The sequence below is a fragment of the Symbiopectobacterium sp. genome (assembly GCF_051710365.1).
GTDB lineage: Bacteria > Pseudomonadota > Gammaproteobacteria > Enterobacterales > Enterobacteriaceae > Symbiopectobacterium.
This window is the reverse complement of the sequence record NZ_JBPETA010000063.1, coordinates 1-16,448: the sequence shown is the minus strand read 5'-3', so window position 1 is coordinate 16,448 and position 16,448 is coordinate 1. Positions and strand designations below refer to the sequence as shown.

Genomic DNA, 16,448 nt, shown 5'->3' with positions numbered 1-16,448 from the left:
TTACGGATGGTAACGTGGGGAGTACTCATGCTGATTGGTCTGCAAAAAGCAGTAATAAATTCAGAACTTCAGAATACCGTCAAGTCCCGAAAAAAGAAAAATCAGGTGCGGAATGACGGTTAGATAGCGAGAGGTTGACAGGTTTACCGCTCAGGTCATTATTCTTTTGCCACAGGTGGTGTGTGGGGACGTAAAACGGCAGATTTTTGAAACAGTTCACGGCTCTTTAATGGCTTGCCGCCCAGATAAGGTTTGAGCGCCATACGCGTAAAGCGTTTCGCAGCCCGCAGGGTTTGCACATCAGGAAATTCCCGCGCAGCCAGCGCACGCAACTCATAGCCGGTAAAGCTACGCTGATCCACAATCATACTGGCGATAAACCCTTTTTCTTCGCGGTAGCGATAGGTCATGGTGTCTGCAACGGGCTCCCCACTGCCTGCACAGTGCAGAAAATCAACGCCGTAACCGAGATAGCCCAACAGCGCCAGCTCAAAACGGCGCAGTGCCGGTTCCGGTGAAGAACTCAACGCCGCCAGTTGCTGCAAGCAATGCAGGTAATCGAAGAAGAGTGCGGAAAAATTGGTTTCGTGCTCCAGCACGCGAGCAAGCAATTCATTGACGTAGAGGCCGCTGTACAACATGACGCCGGTGAGCGGTAGTGCCAGTGATACCGGTTCAGCGTTACGCAAGGTTTTTACTTCACCGCGTCCGCCCCAGCGCACCAGCAATGGCGTGAACGGTTGCAAACATCCTTTTAGCGGAGAGCGGCGCGCATGCGCGCCTTTGGCTAACACGCGCACACGCCCTTCGTCTTCCGTGAAAAGATCCAGCAACAGGCTGGTTTCACTGTAAGGTCGCCCATGCAAGACAAATGCGCGCTGCCAGCCTTCCATCGGCGTTAACCTTATAAGTCGTCGATGTAGCCCAGGCTGCGCAATGCGCGTTCGTCATCCGCCCAGCCGGATTTCACCTTCACCCACAGTTCCAGATGCACCTTGGCTTCGAACATGGCTTCCATATCCTGACGAGCTTCAATACCGATCGTCTTGATTTTGGCGCCTTTGTTACCGATCACCATTTTCTTCTGACCATCGCGCTCAACCAGAATCAACCCATTGATGTCATAACCACCGCGGTCGTTGGTCACGAAACGCTCGATCTCAACAGTCACCGAATAGGGCAATTCTTCACCGAGAAAGCGCATCAGCTTTTCACGAATAATCTCAGCCGCCATAAAGCGCTGCGAACGATCGGTGATGTAATCTTCCGGGAAGTGATGCTCAGCCACAGGCAGGTGTTTGCGCACAATGCTGGCAATGGTGTCAACGTTAGTGTCCTTTTCCGCAGAAAGAGGAACCACGTCGAGAAAGTTCATTTTTTCACTTAAAAACTGGATATGCGGCAGCAGATTGGTTTTGTCCGTCACATTGTCAATCTTGCTGATTGCCAGCAATACCGGACGTTTTTGATCGCGTAACTTGCCCACGACCATTTCATCGTCGTCGGTCCAGTGAGTCCCTTCCACCACAAAAATGATCAACTCAACATCGCCGATGGAGCTGCTGGCAGCACGGTTCATCAGACGGTTGATCGCTCGTTTTTCTTCAATGTGTAACCCCGGCGTATCCACATAAATGGCCTGATAAGGACCTTCGGTGTGGATCCCCATAATGCGGTGACGCGTGGTTTGCGGCTTACGCGAAGTAATGGAGACTTTTTGCCCCAGCAGTTCGTTCAGCAACGTGGATTTGCCCACGTTGGGTCGCCCAACAATCGCGACGAAACCGCAGTAGGTTTGTTCTTCGCTCATTCAATCTCCAGTATTTTCAACGCTTTTTCCGCTGCCGCCTGCTCCGCCTTACGCCGACTGGAGCCCGTACCAATCACCGGTTCGTTAAAACCGCTGATCATACAATGGATGGTGAATTCCTGATCGTGTGCCTCACCGCGCACCTGCACCACCAGATAGGCAGGCAATGGCAAATGGCGCCCTTGCAGAAACTCTTGCAATCGGGTTTTGGGATCTTTCTGCTTATCCCCTGGACTGATTTCATCCAATCGAGTCTGATACCAATTAAGAATCAGTCTTTCGATATTCTGGATATCACTGTCCAGAAAAATACCGCCAATCAGCGCTTCGACCGTGTCAGCCAAAATAGACTCACGGCGGAAGCCACCGCTTTTCAATTCACCGGGACCAAGGCGCAGGCATTCACCTAATTCGAATTCACGCGCAATTTCCGCCAGCGTATTGCCACGCACCAGTGTGGCGCGCATACGGCTCATATCCCCTTCATCGACGCGAGGAAAGCGATGATAAAGTGCATTGGCAATCACAAAACTCAGGATGGAGTCACCAAGAAACTCCAGACGCTCATTGTGTTTGCTGTTGGCACTGCGGTGCGTTAACGCCTGCAATAACAGGTCGTACTGCTGGAAAGTATAGCCCAGCTTTCTTTGTAACCGATTTATTAGGATGGAGTTCATGTGTTACCAAAGATCAACAATACTTATTTACCGCAGCATACGGAACAGCGCTGTCTGGATCGCTCTTACGGGCGATAGGGGAACAAAGCTGTTTCGTTTGCATTGGCTCCGAACGGAGCCTGCGTTTTTCGTTTATTCTCATCACATTCTCCGTTGCAAGAGGCTACCTGCAACGGGAATGCGGTGCGAGATACAACAATTCTACAACGTACCCGAAAATAATGCTGCGGGTTTATCACGGTGATTAATGAATTCGACCAATTCGGCTCATACGCACGCCCGTTGGCCATTCACCTTCTTGTTTCTCAAAGCTCATCCAGATTGCCGTTGCGCGGCCGACCAGATTCTTTTCCGGCACAAAACCCCAAAAACGGCTATCGGCGCTGTTATCACGGTTATCACCCATCATGAAATAGTGCCCGTTTGGCACTACCCAGGTGGCCAGCGGCTGGCGCGACTGCTGGTAGTACATCCCCAATTGATCCTGGCTACCCGGCACCACCAGAATGCGGTGCGAGACATCACCCAGCGTCTCCTGACGAACGCCCATCCGCACACCGCCCGGTTTTTCCTCACCGAGTGGCAGCGCGTAGAAACCGCTGCCCGATTCCGAACCAGAACGACCGAACGTTTGGACGAAATCACTGGCTTCAAGGTTGCTGTAGGTCACCGCAACGGCGCTGTCACACGCCGAGCCTTCGCACGCGGGACGCACCGTCACCTGCTTGCTGAGCGGATCGTAAGAAACCCTGTCGCCCGGCAGACCAATCACACGTTTGATATAATCCAGACGCGGATTTTCAGGATATTTGAATACCGCTACATCCCCGCGTCGCGGATGCCCGGTCGGGATCAACGTCGTCTGCGTGATGGGATCCTTGATGCCATAGGCAAATTTCTCCACCAGAATAAAATCACCAATCAGCAGCGTCGGCATCATGGAACCCGACGGTATCTGGAACGGTTCGTAAACAAAGGAGCGCACAAAAAATACCAGCGCCAATACCGGAAACACCGAAGCGCAGGTTTCAATCCAACCGGGCTGTTTGATCGTCACAACGCCCGCGCCGCCATCCTGCTGCGCACTCAGCGCCGCCTCCGCTCTCGCCTTGCGTGCCGGTGCCCATTTAAAGCGTTCAAAACACCAGACGATGCCGGTGACAACCGTCGCCAGCGCTAAAACCAAGGCAAACATATTGGCCATGCCAACTCCTTAGGGTTTATTTGCTCTCTTTGCCGACGTGCAGAATGGCCAAGAAGGCTTCTTGCGGCAATTCAACGTTGCCGACCTGTTTCATGCGCTTCTTACCGTCTTTCTGTTTCTGCAACAGCTTTTTCTTACGGCTCACGTCGCCGCCATAACATTTCGCCAATACGTTTTTACGCAGCTGTTTCACGGTTGAACGTGCGATAATGTGGTTACCAATGGCTGCCTGAATGGCAATATCAAATTGCTGACGCGGGATCAGCTCTTTCATTTTTTCCGCCAGCTCACGACCACGATACTGTGAGTTATCGCGGTGGGTAATCAGCGCCAACGCATCAACACGTTCGGCGTTAATCATCACGTCAACCCGCACCATGTCAGAGACCTGGAAACGTTTGAAACTGTAATCCAGCGATGCGTAACCGCGCGAGGTCGATTTCAGTCGATCGAAGAAATCGAGCACCACTTCCGCCATCGGAATTTCATAGGTCAACGACACCTGATTACCGTGGTAAACCATGTTGGTCTGCACACCACGCTTCTCAATACACAAGGTGATGACGTTGCCCAGGTACTCCTGCGGCAACAGCATATGGCATTCCGCGATAGGTTCACGCAGCTCTTCAATGTTGTTGAGCGGCGGCAGCTTGGAAGGGCTGTCAACGTAGACAATTTCCTGACGCGTGGTCTTCACTTCATAAATTACGGTCGGTGCCGTGGTGATCAGATCCAGATCGTATTCACGCTCCAGACGTTCCTGAATGATCTCCATGTGCAGGAGGCCCAGGAAGCCGCAGCGAAAACCGAAGCCCAACGCGATTGAGGTTTCCGGTTCGTAGAACAGCGAGGCGTCATTGAGGCTCAGTTTGCCCAACGCGTCGCGGAAGTTCTCATAATCATCAGAACTGACCGGGAATAAGCCTGCATAAACCTGTGGTTTAACCTTTTTGAAGCCCGGTAGCGCTTTGTCAGCCGGTTGGCGAGCCAATGTCAGGGTATCCCCCACCGGAGCACCAAGAATGTCTTTGATGGCGCACACCAGCCAACCCACTTCACCGCAATTAAGCACATCGCGATCGATCTGCTTAGGCGTGAAAATCCCCAGACGATCGGCGTTATACACCTGACCGGTACTGATGACCTTCACTTTGTCGCCCTTGCGCAACGAACCATTTTTGATGCGGATCAGAGAGACCACACCGAGGTAATTGTCGAACCAGGAGTCGATGATCAACGCCTGAAGCGGCGCATTTGGATCGCCCTCTGGCGGTGGAATTTCTTTCACCAGACGTTCAAGCACATCAGGAACGCCAACGCCGGTTTTCGCCGAGCAGCGCACGGCATCGGTGGCATCGATGCCGACGATATCTTCAATCTCTTCTGCCACACGCTCGGGATCGGCGGCCGGCAGGTCAATCTTGTTAAGCACCGGGACCACTTCCAGGTCCATTTCCATCGCGGTGTAGCAGTTGGCGAGCGTTTGTGCCTCTACGCCTTGCCCTGCATCCAACACCAGCAGCGCACCTTCGCACGCCGCCAGAGAACGTGAAACTTCATAGGAGAAGTCAACGTGCCCCGGTGTGTCGATAAAATTCAGTTGGTAGGTTTCGCCATCTTTGGCATGGTAATCCAGCGTTACACTTTGCGCTTTGATGGTGATGCCGCGTTCACGTTCCAGATCCATGGAGTCCAGCACCTGCGCCGCCATTTCACGGTCAGATAAACCGCCGCAAAGTTGAATAATGCGGTCAGAAAGCGTCGACTTACCGTGGTCGATATGAGCAATAATGGAGAAATTTCGTATATGCTTCATTATGAAAGTTTTTCTACCTTGGTATTTCTGAAATTCTTGCCGTCTGGCATGCGCATGCGATGAAAATGGCGGCAATGCCTTCCCCTTTCACCAGAACCGATGCATTCTACATGTCAGACGCTGGAAAACCTAGTCATCAACCCGTATTCCCTTTGATTATGGCGCTTTTATTCCATCATGGCAGACAACCGGGAAAAAGATGACGTTTAAGGACAAGCAAGCGCGCGTTGGACGGAGAATATCTCGGTGAGAAACGACCGAGTAGCCCAGCGGCTCGCCCGGTTAAATGAGGTTCAGGATTCGATTTTCAGCGGCTGCCCCGGCAAAGCTATCTGCAAAATAACCGGGCGATAGTGACGTTTCTCGCCTAATTTAAGCGACCAGCCACGTACCAGGATAAACGCCAACGCGGCACCCAGCAGCGCGCCCAGCACCGCAGCCAGATCGTTGGCGAACAGCGACTGCAACAATCCCGCCCCTGCGAACAACCCTAACAGCGGCACCAGATAGACCAGCATGGCAGAGCGCAGCAGGCTACTTTCGGAAATACCCAATTCAACGCGCTGACCAGGCAGCAAGGGTTGCTCGCACGGAACGTGCAGCTCCTGTTCGGCGGACCGACCCAATTCACTCAAAAGCCCGGTGCCGCAGGTTTTACGCGACTGACAACCGCTGCACCCGGAACGCTGCTCACAGTGCAGCACGGCCATGCCATTGTGCCAAGAAACCACGGTCGCCCACTCTTTGATCATACCTGCGCCCTACATCTTGCAAATTTACTGCGATTGAAAAATGACATTATCAGCAATGCGTTTGGCCGTAGTAGGGGGCAATTCGCCCACTACGGTTATTTCATACCCATTGCGGATTTCTGTGTGTACGCTTCGCCGTCCCGTCGTGACATATTGCTCGGCACGGGATTCTGACGATGGCGTGATATTAACAGAAAAGCTGAATAAACCATCGCTGAACAGGCGCGATTCAACCGGGATGCTGATCCCAGGCAACGTTCTGCGGGTACGCGAGATCTCTTTCATGCCCTGTGGCAGCCATTCAGGAATCCAGGTCAGGTCGACCGTTTCAACCGACGGTGTCGTCAGCAATGGCGGTAACCCTTCGCTTAATAATGGGCGTAGCGTCTCACGGATGTCATCACTGACCACCAGCGACGTCACCAGAAATTGCTCCATCCGTTCCCCATTGCGATCTTGCAAGTCAATACGCAACGGCAGTTTGGTCGCAACATCAAACCATACGCTGTAGCTATAACGTGTCCCATCCCGGGAAATAATACGCATGCCTTCACACAGGCGATCGGCGATACGCACTCTTCCTGCCGCCGGAATGAAATCATAGAACGCGGACAGCGATTGATGATCGGCATAAACCAGGCTGGGGAACGAATCGATGATGTGATCGCCGGAGAGCGAGAAGGGTTCGAGATCGGTATCAAAGTAACTGATGTCCCGGTCTCGCTGCACGATTTCTCTGCGAGGCCCATCCATAAACAGCAACTGTGCCAATGGACGGTTATCTATACGGGCATGCCGATAGCGCAGAGATTCGATGCCCTGACGGGAGATATTGATGAAATGTATTTCATAATTCAATGCCCGAATAGCATTGCCCATCTGTTGCAGCGAGGACGAGGGCTGAGGCTGCAACACCGTACCTGACGCAGGCTGCGCCAGGACGGTTGCTGAATAGGGTAAGCAACCGAGCAGAATGCAAAAAGCAAACCCAACACGCTTCATTAACGAGACTGCGTTCCTAAAGATTGAGTGCCAGGCACCTGAATAGCGGCCTGCTGTTCTTCATCTTGCTGACCTTGCAACGGCTCCGAATGGAGGCGGCGCTGCAATTCATAGTCCTGCAACATGACATTGATGCGGTTGCGTTGTGCTTCAACCTGACGTTGGCCACCGTGCGATACCACGTTTTCAGACGGTACGCCCAGGCTTACTGGAGAGGCGGTACCCATGGCGGGAAGCGTACTAAACGCCGGCATGTCGTTTTGCGCTTCTGGAGCTTGATCCGGGGAACGTTGCATTTGCACGCCGACGATCACCGCCAATGAGACACAGGCGGCCACACCAACCTGAGTCAGCTGGCTTGCCCAAGGACGCACTTTGTCCCAGAACGACAAACGCGACCAGGTATCGGGATGAGGCTGTGCTTCGGGAATAGCCTGAGGCGCAATGCGCACCGGCTCTTCGGCAATCGCCTGCGCAACACGTGCGGCAATGTCGATTTCAATGACACTCTGCGCCACGTCACCACGCAGCGTATCGCGAATCAAATGGTAGCTTTGCCAACTTTTTTGCAGTTCAGCATCCCGCCCCAATGTGTTAAGCAGTTCGGTATCCGCTGCCTCGCCGTCCATTAAAGCGGAAAGTTTCTCTTTCTGCATACCCATACCCTTACCCATACCCTTACCCTTACCCTTACCTTGTCAAATCCATCATGGTTAACGCGAAAACCGGGTTAACGTTGAATTAGCGGTTGTACTTTGTTATCGATCGCTTCTCGCGCACGGAATATGCGAGAACGAACAGTGCCGACCGGGCAATCCATAATGGCGGCTATCTCTTCATAACTCAGGCCATCAAGTTCGCGTAGCGTAATCGCCATCCGTAAATCTTCTGGCAACGCTTCAATGGTTCGAAAAACGATACTTCTCAATTCCTCTGACAACATTAAGTTCTCAGGGTTCGATATTTCTTTTAATGCGCTGGCAGTTTCATAATTTTCAGCGTCATTGGCATCAACGTCGCTCGACGGTGGTCGCCGCCCCTGAGCAACCAGATAATTTTTGGCCGTATTGACCGCAATGCGATACAGCCAAGTGTAGAACGCACTATCGCCGCGAAAAGATTCCAACGCACGATAGGCTTTGATAAACGACTCCTGCACCACATCCGGCACATCCCCAGGAGGAACGTACCGTGACACCAGGTTCGCTACTTTGTGCTGGTAGCGCACCACCAGCAAATTAAAAGATTTCTGGTCACCTTTCTGGACACGTTCAACCAGAATGCAATCCGCTAGCTGCTCGCTCATCCGAGGTAATGTCTCCTCAAACCGTTCTCCACACGTAAAATAGTACTGCCAGCCATATCGTTATTAAATAATCTGAGCAAGCTGATAAGTCGGACACCACCGGTCAACAAAAGTTCCCGATAACGTTTGTTCCTTCTTCTTTATCTGCTCAGCCTGCCCCATGTATCTTCGCGCGTCGGCGTTTACATCCGTACACGTCGCGCAGCTTTCTGTTCTTTAGCTGGGACAGTCAGGGGATCATACGCGAAAAAGCGTTCAATAGCACCGTTAGCCTCTGAGAGTGCCCGAGCCATCGTTAACGAAAAGGAATATCCTACATAAATAAATAGAAATCCTTGGTCAATGCGCGAAAATCATAAGAGTAGCTGCCATCTTCTGCGCGTACAATCAGCGTTCGCCTCTCGCAGGGGCCCGCTTGCTTCGCCAGGGTCAACAGTTCCCGATGCGGTTGGCCCTCTGTCCTCTCACGTACGGCCAGTCGCTGACGTATCGACCACCCTTGTTGGCATGCCGTGATGCAAAAATCACTGGCAACCTGACTCGGTAGTACCACACAAAAGCGCCCTTCCGGCTCCAGCAGCCTGGCAGCACAGTGGAGTAAGGTTTCATGGGACAAACTCTCGGTATAACGGGCCGTGCTGCGCTCCTCGGTCCGACACGCACTGCCCGGTGCAAAATAAGGAGGATTACTGACAATCAACGCGTAGCGTGATGCTGTTTGTGCCGTAAACGTCTCAATATTACGGTTTAGCACGGTAATACGTGATGCCCACGGTGAGGCCTGCCGATTCTCTTGTGCCTGCGTGCTGGCTTCAGGTTCTACCTCAACCGCATCGATCGTCACTGTGTCTGGGCTACGCTGTGCCAACATCAGGGTGATAATGCCGGAACCACAGCCAATATCCAGCACACAGCCGGTTTGCGGTACCGGAGCCCAGGCACCGAGCAAGATGGCATCCGTACCCACTTTCATCGCACAACGATCGTGTGCGACAAAAAATTGTTTAAACGTGAACCCGTTGCGCCGCAATGTTTGTGATAGCGCTGCGTGCTGATGCATGATGTGCTGCTCCTCCGGAAAACCGCCGTGGCATAAGGGAATCCCTGCAACAGGGAAAACATCCCGCCGACAGGACACCGAGGTGGTGTAAACAGATGATGAAGTACACGCGTAATGCGTCTATAATCAGCGCCCCAAACAGAGGTAGACCATGACTGCAACCCAATTTTCCGATCTTGATCTTGATGAAAGCCTGCTAGATGCCTTGCGCAATATGGGCTACGAGCGCCCCACCACCATTCAGCTCGCGGCGATCCCACCCGCCATGGACGGGAGAGATGTCCTTGGATCCGCGCCAACAGGAACAGGAAAAACAGCAGCCTATCTGCTGCCGGTGTTGCAGCATCTGATTGACTTTCCGCGTAAAAAATCAGGTCCGCCGCGTATTCTGATCGTAACGCCCACGCGTGAACTGGCGATGCAGGTGGCTGAACAGGCTAAAGCGTTGGCGGCGCACACCCATCTGGACGTGGCAACCATCACTGGCGGTGTGGCCTACATGAACCACGCTGAAGTCTTCAGCGAGAATCAGGATATTGTAGTGGCGACAACGGGGCGCCTGCTGCAATACATCAAAGAAGAAAACTTTGACTGCCGCGCAGTGGAAACGCTGATTCTGGACGAAGCGGATCGTATGCTCGACGTGGGATTTGCTCAGGATATCGAACATATTGCCGGTGAAACCCGCTGGCGCACACAAACCTTGCTGTTTTCCGCCACGCTGGAAGGCAATGCCGTCAAAGATTTCGCAGAGCGACTGTTGAAAGAACCGGTAGAGATAGAAGCCGACCCTTCACGGCGTGAGCGCAAAAAGATTCTGCAATGGTTTTACCGCGCTGATGATACTGAGCACAAAACCGCGCTGCTGGCACATTTGTTGAAACAGCCGGAAACCACCCGAGCCATAGTGTTTGTGCGTAAGCGCGAGCGCGTGCATGAACTTGCAGCCTGGCTACGCGAAGCGGGTATCAACAGTTGCCATCTGGAAGGCGAAATGGTGCAGGCCAAACGCAATCAGGCCATCACACGTCTGAGCGAGGGGCTGGTCAATGTATTGATTGCCACAGACGTTGCCGCACGCGGGTTGGACATCAACGATGTTAGTCATGTCTTCAACTTTGACTTGCCACTTACGGCCGATATCTACTTGCACCGTATCGGGCGTACCGGACGCGTTGGCAAAAAAGGGTGTGCCATCTCACTGGTGGAAGCCCACGATCACTTGCTGCTTGGCAAGATCAGCCGTTACTTAAATGAGCCGCTGAAAGCACGCATCATTGATGAGTTGCGTCCGAAAACCAAAGCGCCAAACGAAAAAACCAACGGTAAGCCGTCGAAAAAAGTACTGGCTAAGCGTGCTGAAGAAAAGAAAAAGAAGAAAGAGAAAGAAAAAGCCAAGGTGAAAGTGCGCCACCGTGACAGCAAGAATGTAGGGAAACGCCGCCAGCCTTCGCAGAAAACGGATGATACGCCTTCAGGCACAGAGTAATTCTGTTTCGATACCTTCTTCCGGCACTAAACGCCGGGAACAAAACCGAGCACAAAAAAAAGGAGCTTTCGCTCCTTTTTTATTACGGCAACCGTACGATTACAGGCTTTCAGTGAAAGTACGCGTAATCACGTCACGTTGCTGTTCCGGGGTCAGTGAGTTAAAACGCACTGCATAACCAGAAACACGGATGGTCAACTGCGGGTATTTTTCCGGGTGTTTTACCGCATCTTCCAGCGTTTCACGGCGCAGAACGTTCACGTTCAGGTGTTGCCCCCCTTCCACGCGCACTTCCGGTTTGATTTCCAACGGAACTTCACGATATTCAAACTGCCCCAGGTCGCTCACCGGAACGATTTGATCTTCGCTGTAATCCGCTTTTGCGCAAACGCAGCGTGCTTCTGATTTTTCTTCATCGAGCAGCCAGAAAGAGTTAACCAGAGCGTTGTTGTTAGCTTTAGTGATTTGAATGCCAGTAACCATAATTGCCTCCGTAAAACAGCAGAATCGTGTCTGAACCTGGGAAGGGTTGCAGTACTCACCAACACGAGGTTTTAACCACAAAATGAAATTCACTTACCTTGTGTAGTTATATACCAGTACCTTAGCCGCCAATCTTTGATTTAAATCAATTAATACAGGGTGTAAAAATCAGTACCAGCAGCAATTAATTGTTTTACATCAATTTTAGCCAAAAGGCGTGATGCAATTTTTTTGTAAATTTTCAACTTTTTTATAATTTTCACTTCATTACCATCAACTTTCCCGCCACAGTGTTTTACCTTGAGAGCAGAGATCGGTAAGCTACAGCCCTCTTTCACAACACCCGCATCGAGGACAGGATGACAACCGAACTAACGTGGCATGACGTTTTGGCACAGGAAAAAGAGCAGCCTTATTTTGTGCAAACGTTGACGTTTGTCGGCAATGCCCGCGCCGAAGGAAAGGGAATTTATCCCCCGCAGAAAGATGTGTTTAACGCCTTTCGCTATACGGAGTTCAATCAGGTCAAGGTGGTGATCCTGGGACAAGACCCCTATCACGGGCCTAATCAAGCGCACGGCCTGTCATTCTCCGTCCGTCCGGGCATTCCCGCACCGCCGTCATTAATGAACATGTACAAAGAGCTGGCGAACGATATTCCCGGCTTTACGATCCCTCAGCATGGTTGCCTGCAAAGCTGGGCGGAGCAAGGTGTGCTGCTGTTAAATACCGTGTTAACGGTGGAGGCAGGTCAGGCGCATTCTCACGCCAACCTCGGCTGGGAAACCTTTACCGATCGCGTGATTAGCGCATTGAATGAAAAGCGTGATGGCATCGTGTTTCTGCTGTGGGGAGCACACGCACAGAGAAAAGGCAGCATTATCGACACGCAGCGCCATCATGTGCTGAAATCCCCGCACCCGTCACCGTTGTCTGCACACCGTGGCTTTCTGGGCTGTCGCCACTTTTCCAAGACGAATCAATTCCTGATACAGCAGGGGCAGTCGCCAATTGATTGGATGCCACAGCTACCGGGTTCAGTAGATCAGTAATGCCATCAATGCCATCGGTTCGCAAGTCGCGCCACAGCAATGCAAATCGCTTGCGAACTGAGCCCGATGCGAGAATTGACTACGCCATAGCGATGGTCTTGGGGACAAAAAAGGGAAATAAAAATAGAAATAAGTAAGAAGTGGTGGAGCTAAGCGGGATCGAACCGCTGACCTCTTGCATGCCATGCAAGCGCTCTCCCAGCTGAGCTATAGCCCCACTACATCAGACAGTGACACCGATTGTCTGTGTGAACGGCCCGAATAATATGCAACCCGCTCAGGTGTGTCAACGGCTAAATCTATTTCTGCCGTCAACCGCTGAAAAAGCCGCCAGCACGCCGATTTTATCAACGCTTGTGGCGAAATACCGCGCATAAGAACAGAAAAAACGCTGGTAATGATAACGGGTTTTATTATCATCTTTTTACTCGTTCATCAGAACCTTAACAGGTCATTATGCGCTATTTGCCCGTTGTGCTTATTACTCTGATCGCCTCCAGCCTTTTGCCCGCACAGGCACAGCCCCCTGTCGCCACGCTCTCTGAAAACGCTAAGCGCTACTTCAGCATTGAGCAGCACGATATGGAAAGTACCCGCCAGCTTCAGTACCGTGTCTTCATCGCTACGCCGCGTGATATCGCCGCACAGGAGAAACGTCCGGTGCTGTATGTACTGGACGCCAATGCCCAGTTCCCGTTGGCGGTCAACAGTTATACCCCCGCGCAGGGACCTGCGCCTGTGATTGTTGGCATCGGCTATCGCATTGATCAAGGTTATGACATCCCTGCCCGCACACGCGACTACACGCCACCGGCCCCGACAATCGATCCGGATTTTGGGGCGGGAGGGGAAGCAGAGCAGTTTTATCAGTTTATCCAACACAGTGTGAAACCGTGGGTAGAAGCGCGAGTCCCGGTTAATCCACAGCAGCAGACACTCGCCGGTCACTCCTTTGGCGGGCTATTCGTACTGTTTACCCTGTTTAATCATGGGGAATCCTTCCAGCGCTATCTGGCTGCCAGCCCGTCTATCTGGTGGGGAGACGGCGTGGTCATCCCCAAACGTTCACCACTGCTTACTGCACAACCTACGTTAATCACGATAAGCGTAGGCGAATATGAAGAGAAGCCCCCCAAGGCCGATCCCAACCAACCGGTCGATCCGAAACGTGCCAAGCGTCAGGCGCAGCGCACCATGGTGACCAAAGCGCGCGATCTGGCGGCGCAATTGCACAGCGAAAACCCCGCAGCCAGCTTTATCCTGTTCGAAGGTAAACACCATGGCAGCGTGATCCCCGATGCGATGGCAAAAGCGGTAGAAGTGGCCATTCAGCCACAATGAGCTCAGGATTGATCTGCGTTCGTGAATAAAAAAACGCCCCGGCGGCGAACTCCCGAAAAGGAGGGCCACACGGGGCGTTAACCGATCGCTGGGTTACGCGATTATTGCTGCGCTTCACGCTCAGCGATAAAGACCAATGCTTTATCGATGCGTGCCAATGCACGTTGCTGACCCACCGCGTGTACCGTAACATCGACGCCCGGTGATTGGCCCGCGCCAGTTACCGCCACACGCAGCGGCATACCGACTTTACCCATACCTTGTTGCAGTTCGTCCGCCGTGCCCTGAATGGCGTGATGAATATTTTCCGCAGTCCAGTCGCTGATAGCAGCAAGCTTCTCACGCACCAGTTCCAGTGGCTGGCGAGCGACCGGGCGCAAGTGTTTCTTGGCAGCATCGGCATCAAACTCGGCAAAATCTTCATAGAAATAACGGCAGGACGCCGCAATCTCTTTCAGCGTTTTGCAGCGCTCGCCCAACAGCGTCACCAGTTCGCACAGTTGCGGCCCGGTGCGGGTGTCGATCCCTGCCTGCTCAATGTGCCATGACAGATGCGTTGCCACATATTCAGCCGGCAGATGATTGATATAGTGATGGTTGAGCCACTGCAACTTCTCGGTATTGAAGGCGCTGGCCGATTTGCTTACGGCATCCAACGTAAACACTTGCGTCATCTCATCAATGGAAAAAATTTCCTGATCGCCATGTGACCACCCCAAGCGGACCAGATAGTTGAGCAGCGCTTCTGGCAGATAACCATCATCGCGATACTGCATCACGCCCACGGCACCATGGCGTTTGGACAGTTTTTTGCCATCATCGCCCAGGCTCATCGACACATGGGCGTATTCCGGCACCGGCGCCCCCAACGCTTTCAGGATGTTGATTTGGCGCGGGGTGTTGTTGATATGGTCTTCACCGCGAATAACGTGCGTGATTTCCATATCCCAGTCGTCGATCACTACACAGAAGTTGTAGGTTGGCGAACCATCGGTACGGCGAATGATCAGATCGTCCAGTTCCTGATTGCTGAATTCGATCGGGCCACGAATACGGTCGTTGAAAATCACAGAACCGTCTTGCGGGTTACGAAAACGCACCACGTGAGGCTCATCATCGGCATGATGCGCATGAGAATCGCGGCAGCAGCCGTCATAGCGTGGTTTTTCACCCTTCGCCATTTGATCTTCACGCAGCGCTTCCAGACGCTCACGGCTGCAATAGCATTTGTAGGCGGTGCCCTGCACCAGCATTTCATCAATCACCGCGTTGTAACGGTCAAAGCGCTTGGTCTGGTAGTACGGACCCTCATCCCAATCCAGGTTCAGCCAGTTCATGCCATCCATAATGGCATCAATGGCATCCTGCGTTGAACGCTCCAGGTCAGTGTCTTCGATACGCAAAACAAACTCACCCTGATGGTGACGGGCAAACAGCCAGGAGTAAAGCGCAGTACGAGCGCCGCCGACATGCAAATAGCCAGTGGGGCTTGGCGCGAAACGAGTTTTGATTTTCATTGGGATAATAAGCCTTGTTGCTTAAGGGCGACTGGCAGACACCAGCGACGGTTCCAGCCAAAAGTTGGCGATATTCTATCACTCTGCCCTGACTCCTCAACGCTGTAACCGCATTGCGTGTTGAATAGGGCTAACAATACGCCGAATTATTGACCACGAATGCCCAGAAAAACGACGTGTTGCCTAATTTTACAACGAACACGCATTTTGTATTTAAAAAGCGTTGACTCACTTTCAACTATCCCTATAATGCGACTCCACACAGCGAGGGTGATTAGCTCAGCTGGGAGAGCACCTCCCTTACAAGGAGGGGGTCGGCGGTTCGATCCCGTCATCACCCACCACTCACTTTGAGTGTCCGTTGTGTGAAATATCATATCGTTGAGTATTACGGTATGAAGTACGACTGTGTTAGCACGGAAGTACGATGTAAGAAAAAGTGAAATTGGGTGATTAGCTCAGCTGGGAGAGCACCTCCCTTACAAGGAGGGGGTCGGCGGTTCGATCCCGTCATCACCCACCACTTCTGCGGGTCGTTAGCTCAGTCGGTAGAGCAGTTGACTTTTAATCAATTGGTCGCAGGTTCGAATCCTGCACGACCCACCATCTTCGCAGATCGGTTCTTTTCTCTTTAATCCTTTCTCATTTGTCTGAGACATCACAACAAACACCAGTCAGTACTTAGGCTTGAGCGAAAGCGCCGTTAGCGTCGATCGCAAAAGATGACCTCACCCCGATTAACCTTTCCCCCTGCCATTTTAGTAGAACCTTTTTAAGTCGAAACATTACCCTTCGTTTAGGCCATAAGCGTTACTGGGCTTTGTTGAATAAATCAGAACTTGTAACGACTGTGCCCCATCGGGTCGATTGTTACGTGATGCGAATACTGTTCGGCATTCCTAATAGCGTGATCCGGTTAAGCGCTTTGACCATCGCCAT

The 16,448-nt window shown here is 52.3% G+C and carries 16 protein-coding genes, 4 tRNA genes and 1 pseudogene; 6 read left to right on the top strand and 15 right to left on the bottom strand.

What is annotated here, in order from left to right; genetic code table 11:
• Positions 1–158: 158 nt before the first annotated feature.
• The 10 genes from recO to trmN all read right to left on the bottom strand — a co-directional run bounded on the left by recO (position 159) and on the right by trmN (position 9,627).
• Positions 159–893, bottom strand: coding sequence for a DNA repair protein RecO (gene recO, locus ACTBDZ_RS08140; RefSeq protein ID WP_438814952.1), 735 nt, complete (start codon positions 891–893; stop codon positions 159–161).
• Positions 894–904: 11 nt separating this feature from the next.
• On the bottom strand, positions 905–1,810 hold the full coding sequence (era, locus tag ACTBDZ_RS08135; protein ID WP_438814951.1) for a GTPase Era: 906 nt from the start codon (positions 1,808–1,810) through the stop codon (positions 905–907).
• Entirely contained in the window at positions 1,807–2,487 is a 681-nt protein-coding gene (gene rnc, locus ACTBDZ_RS08130; RefSeq protein ID WP_438814950.1) for a ribonuclease III, read from the bottom strand. Before rnc ends, era begins: the two co-directional genes overlap by 4 nt.
• 244 nt (positions 2,488–2,731) lie before the next feature.
• Positions 2,732–3,691 (bottom strand): signal peptidase I, encoded by a 960-nt coding sequence (gene lepB, locus ACTBDZ_RS08125; RefSeq protein WP_438814949.1) that lies wholly within the window; start codon positions 3,689–3,691, stop codon positions 2,732–2,734.
• Positions 3,692–3,707: 16 nt separating this feature from the next.
• A complete protein-coding gene (gene lepA / locus ACTBDZ_RS08120; protein WP_438814948.1) occupies positions 3,708–5,507 on the bottom strand; it encodes a translation elongation factor 4 in 1,800 nt (599 codons plus the stop codon).
• A 293-nt stretch (positions 5,508–5,800) separates the two neighbouring features.
• Positions 5,801–6,259: a SoxR-reducing system protein RseC gene (gene rseC / locus ACTBDZ_RS08115; protein WP_438814947.1), complete on the bottom strand. Its 459-nt coding sequence runs from the start codon at positions 6,257–6,259 to the stop codon at positions 5,801–5,803.
• Between the two features lie 24 nt (positions 6,260–6,283).
• The gene (gene rseB / locus ACTBDZ_RS08110; RefSeq protein WP_438814946.1) at positions 6,284–7,261 is read right to left on the bottom strand and encodes a sigma-E factor regulatory protein RseB; all 978 of its coding nucleotides are present in this window, start codon (positions 7,259–7,261) and stop codon (positions 6,284–6,286) included.
• Positions 7,261–7,917 (bottom strand): anti-sigma-E factor RseA, encoded by a 657-nt coding sequence (gene rseA, locus ACTBDZ_RS08105; protein ID WP_222157807.1) that lies wholly within the window; start codon positions 7,915–7,917, stop codon positions 7,261–7,263. Before rseA ends, rseB begins: the two co-directional genes overlap by 1 nt.
• Before the next feature lie 74 nt (positions 7,918–7,991).
• Complete coding sequence (gene rpoE / locus ACTBDZ_RS08100; protein ID WP_438814945.1) at positions 7,992–8,567, bottom strand: RNA polymerase sigma factor RpoE; 576 nt, start codon at positions 8,565–8,567, stop codon at positions 7,992–7,994.
• Between the two features lie 313 nt (positions 8,568–8,880).
• Positions 8,881–9,627: a tRNA(1)(Val) (adenine(37)-N(6))-methyltransferase TrmN gene (gene trmN, locus ACTBDZ_RS08095; protein ID WP_438814944.1), complete on the bottom strand. Its 747-nt coding sequence runs from the start codon at positions 9,625–9,627 to the stop codon at positions 8,881–8,883.
• 151 nt (positions 9,628–9,778) lie between these two features.
• On the opposite strand from trmN, the gene srmB reads away from it, so the two are divergent.
• Complete coding sequence (gene srmB, locus ACTBDZ_RS08090) at positions 9,779–11,116, top strand: ATP-dependent RNA helicase SrmB (RefSeq protein ID WP_438814943.1); 1,338 nt, start codon at positions 9,779–9,781, stop codon at positions 11,114–11,116.
• 99 nt (positions 11,117–11,215) lie between these two features.
• On the opposite strand, the gene grcA is transcribed toward srmB, so the two are convergent.
• Together grcA and ACTBDZ_RS08080 are read right to left on the bottom strand one after the other, a co-directional pair.
• On the bottom strand, positions 11,216–11,599 hold the full coding sequence (gene grcA / locus ACTBDZ_RS08085; RefSeq protein WP_195316349.1) for an autonomous glycyl radical cofactor GrcA: 384 nt from the start codon (positions 11,597–11,599) through the stop codon (positions 11,216–11,218).
• Positions 11,600–11,748: 149 nt separating this feature from the next.
• Positions 11,749–11,937, bottom strand: coding sequence for a hypothetical protein (locus ACTBDZ_RS08080; RefSeq protein ID WP_438814942.1), 189 nt, complete (start codon positions 11,935–11,937; stop codon positions 11,749–11,751).
• A 21-nt stretch (positions 11,938–11,958) separates the two neighbouring features.
• Between ACTBDZ_RS08080 and ung the strand changes: the two genes are divergently transcribed.
• The gene (gene ung, locus ACTBDZ_RS08075; RefSeq protein WP_438814941.1) at positions 11,959–12,651 is read left to right on the top strand and encodes a uracil-DNA glycosylase; all 693 of its coding nucleotides are present in this window, start codon (positions 11,959–11,961) and stop codon (positions 12,649–12,651) included.
• A 141-nt stretch (positions 12,652–12,792) separates the two neighbouring features.
• Here the strand turns inward: ung and ACTBDZ_RS08070 are convergent.
• Positions 12,793–12,868, bottom strand: a tRNA-Ala gene (locus ACTBDZ_RS08070).
• 239 nt (positions 12,869–13,107) lie between these two features.
• Here ACTBDZ_RS08070 and ACTBDZ_RS08065 point away from each other — a divergent pair.
• Positions 13,108–13,992, top strand: a complete 885-nt coding sequence (locus tag ACTBDZ_RS08065; RefSeq protein WP_438814940.1) for an alpha/beta hydrolase — start codon at positions 13,108–13,110, stop codon at positions 13,990–13,992.
• Between the two features lie 101 nt (positions 13,993–14,093).
• On the opposite strand, the gene gltX is transcribed toward ACTBDZ_RS08065, so the two are convergent.
• The gene (gene gltX, locus ACTBDZ_RS08060) at positions 14,094–15,509 is read right to left on the bottom strand and encodes a glutamate--tRNA ligase (protein WP_438814939.1); all 1,416 of its coding nucleotides are present in this window, start codon (positions 15,507–15,509) and stop codon (positions 14,094–14,096) included.
• A gap of 268 nt (positions 15,510–15,777) precedes the next feature.
• Between gltX and ACTBDZ_RS08055 the strand changes: the two genes are divergently transcribed.
• From ACTBDZ_RS08055 to ACTBDZ_RS08045, 3 genes are all read left to right on the top strand, one after another.
• Positions 15,778–15,853, top strand: a tRNA-Val gene (locus tag ACTBDZ_RS08055).
• Positions 15,854–15,956: 103 nt separating this feature from the next.
• Positions 15,957–16,032, top strand: a tRNA-Val gene (locus ACTBDZ_RS08050).
• Positions 16,033–16,039: 7 nt separating this feature from the next.
• Positions 16,040–16,115: transfer RNA gene (locus ACTBDZ_RS08045), tRNA-Lys, on the top strand.
• Positions 16,116–16,379: 264 nt separating this feature from the next.
• On the opposite strand, the pseudogene ACTBDZ_RS08040 reads toward ACTBDZ_RS08045, so the two are convergent.
• Positions 16,380–16,448: pseudogene (locus ACTBDZ_RS08040) on the bottom strand (surface-adhesin E family protein); the annotation flags it as partial.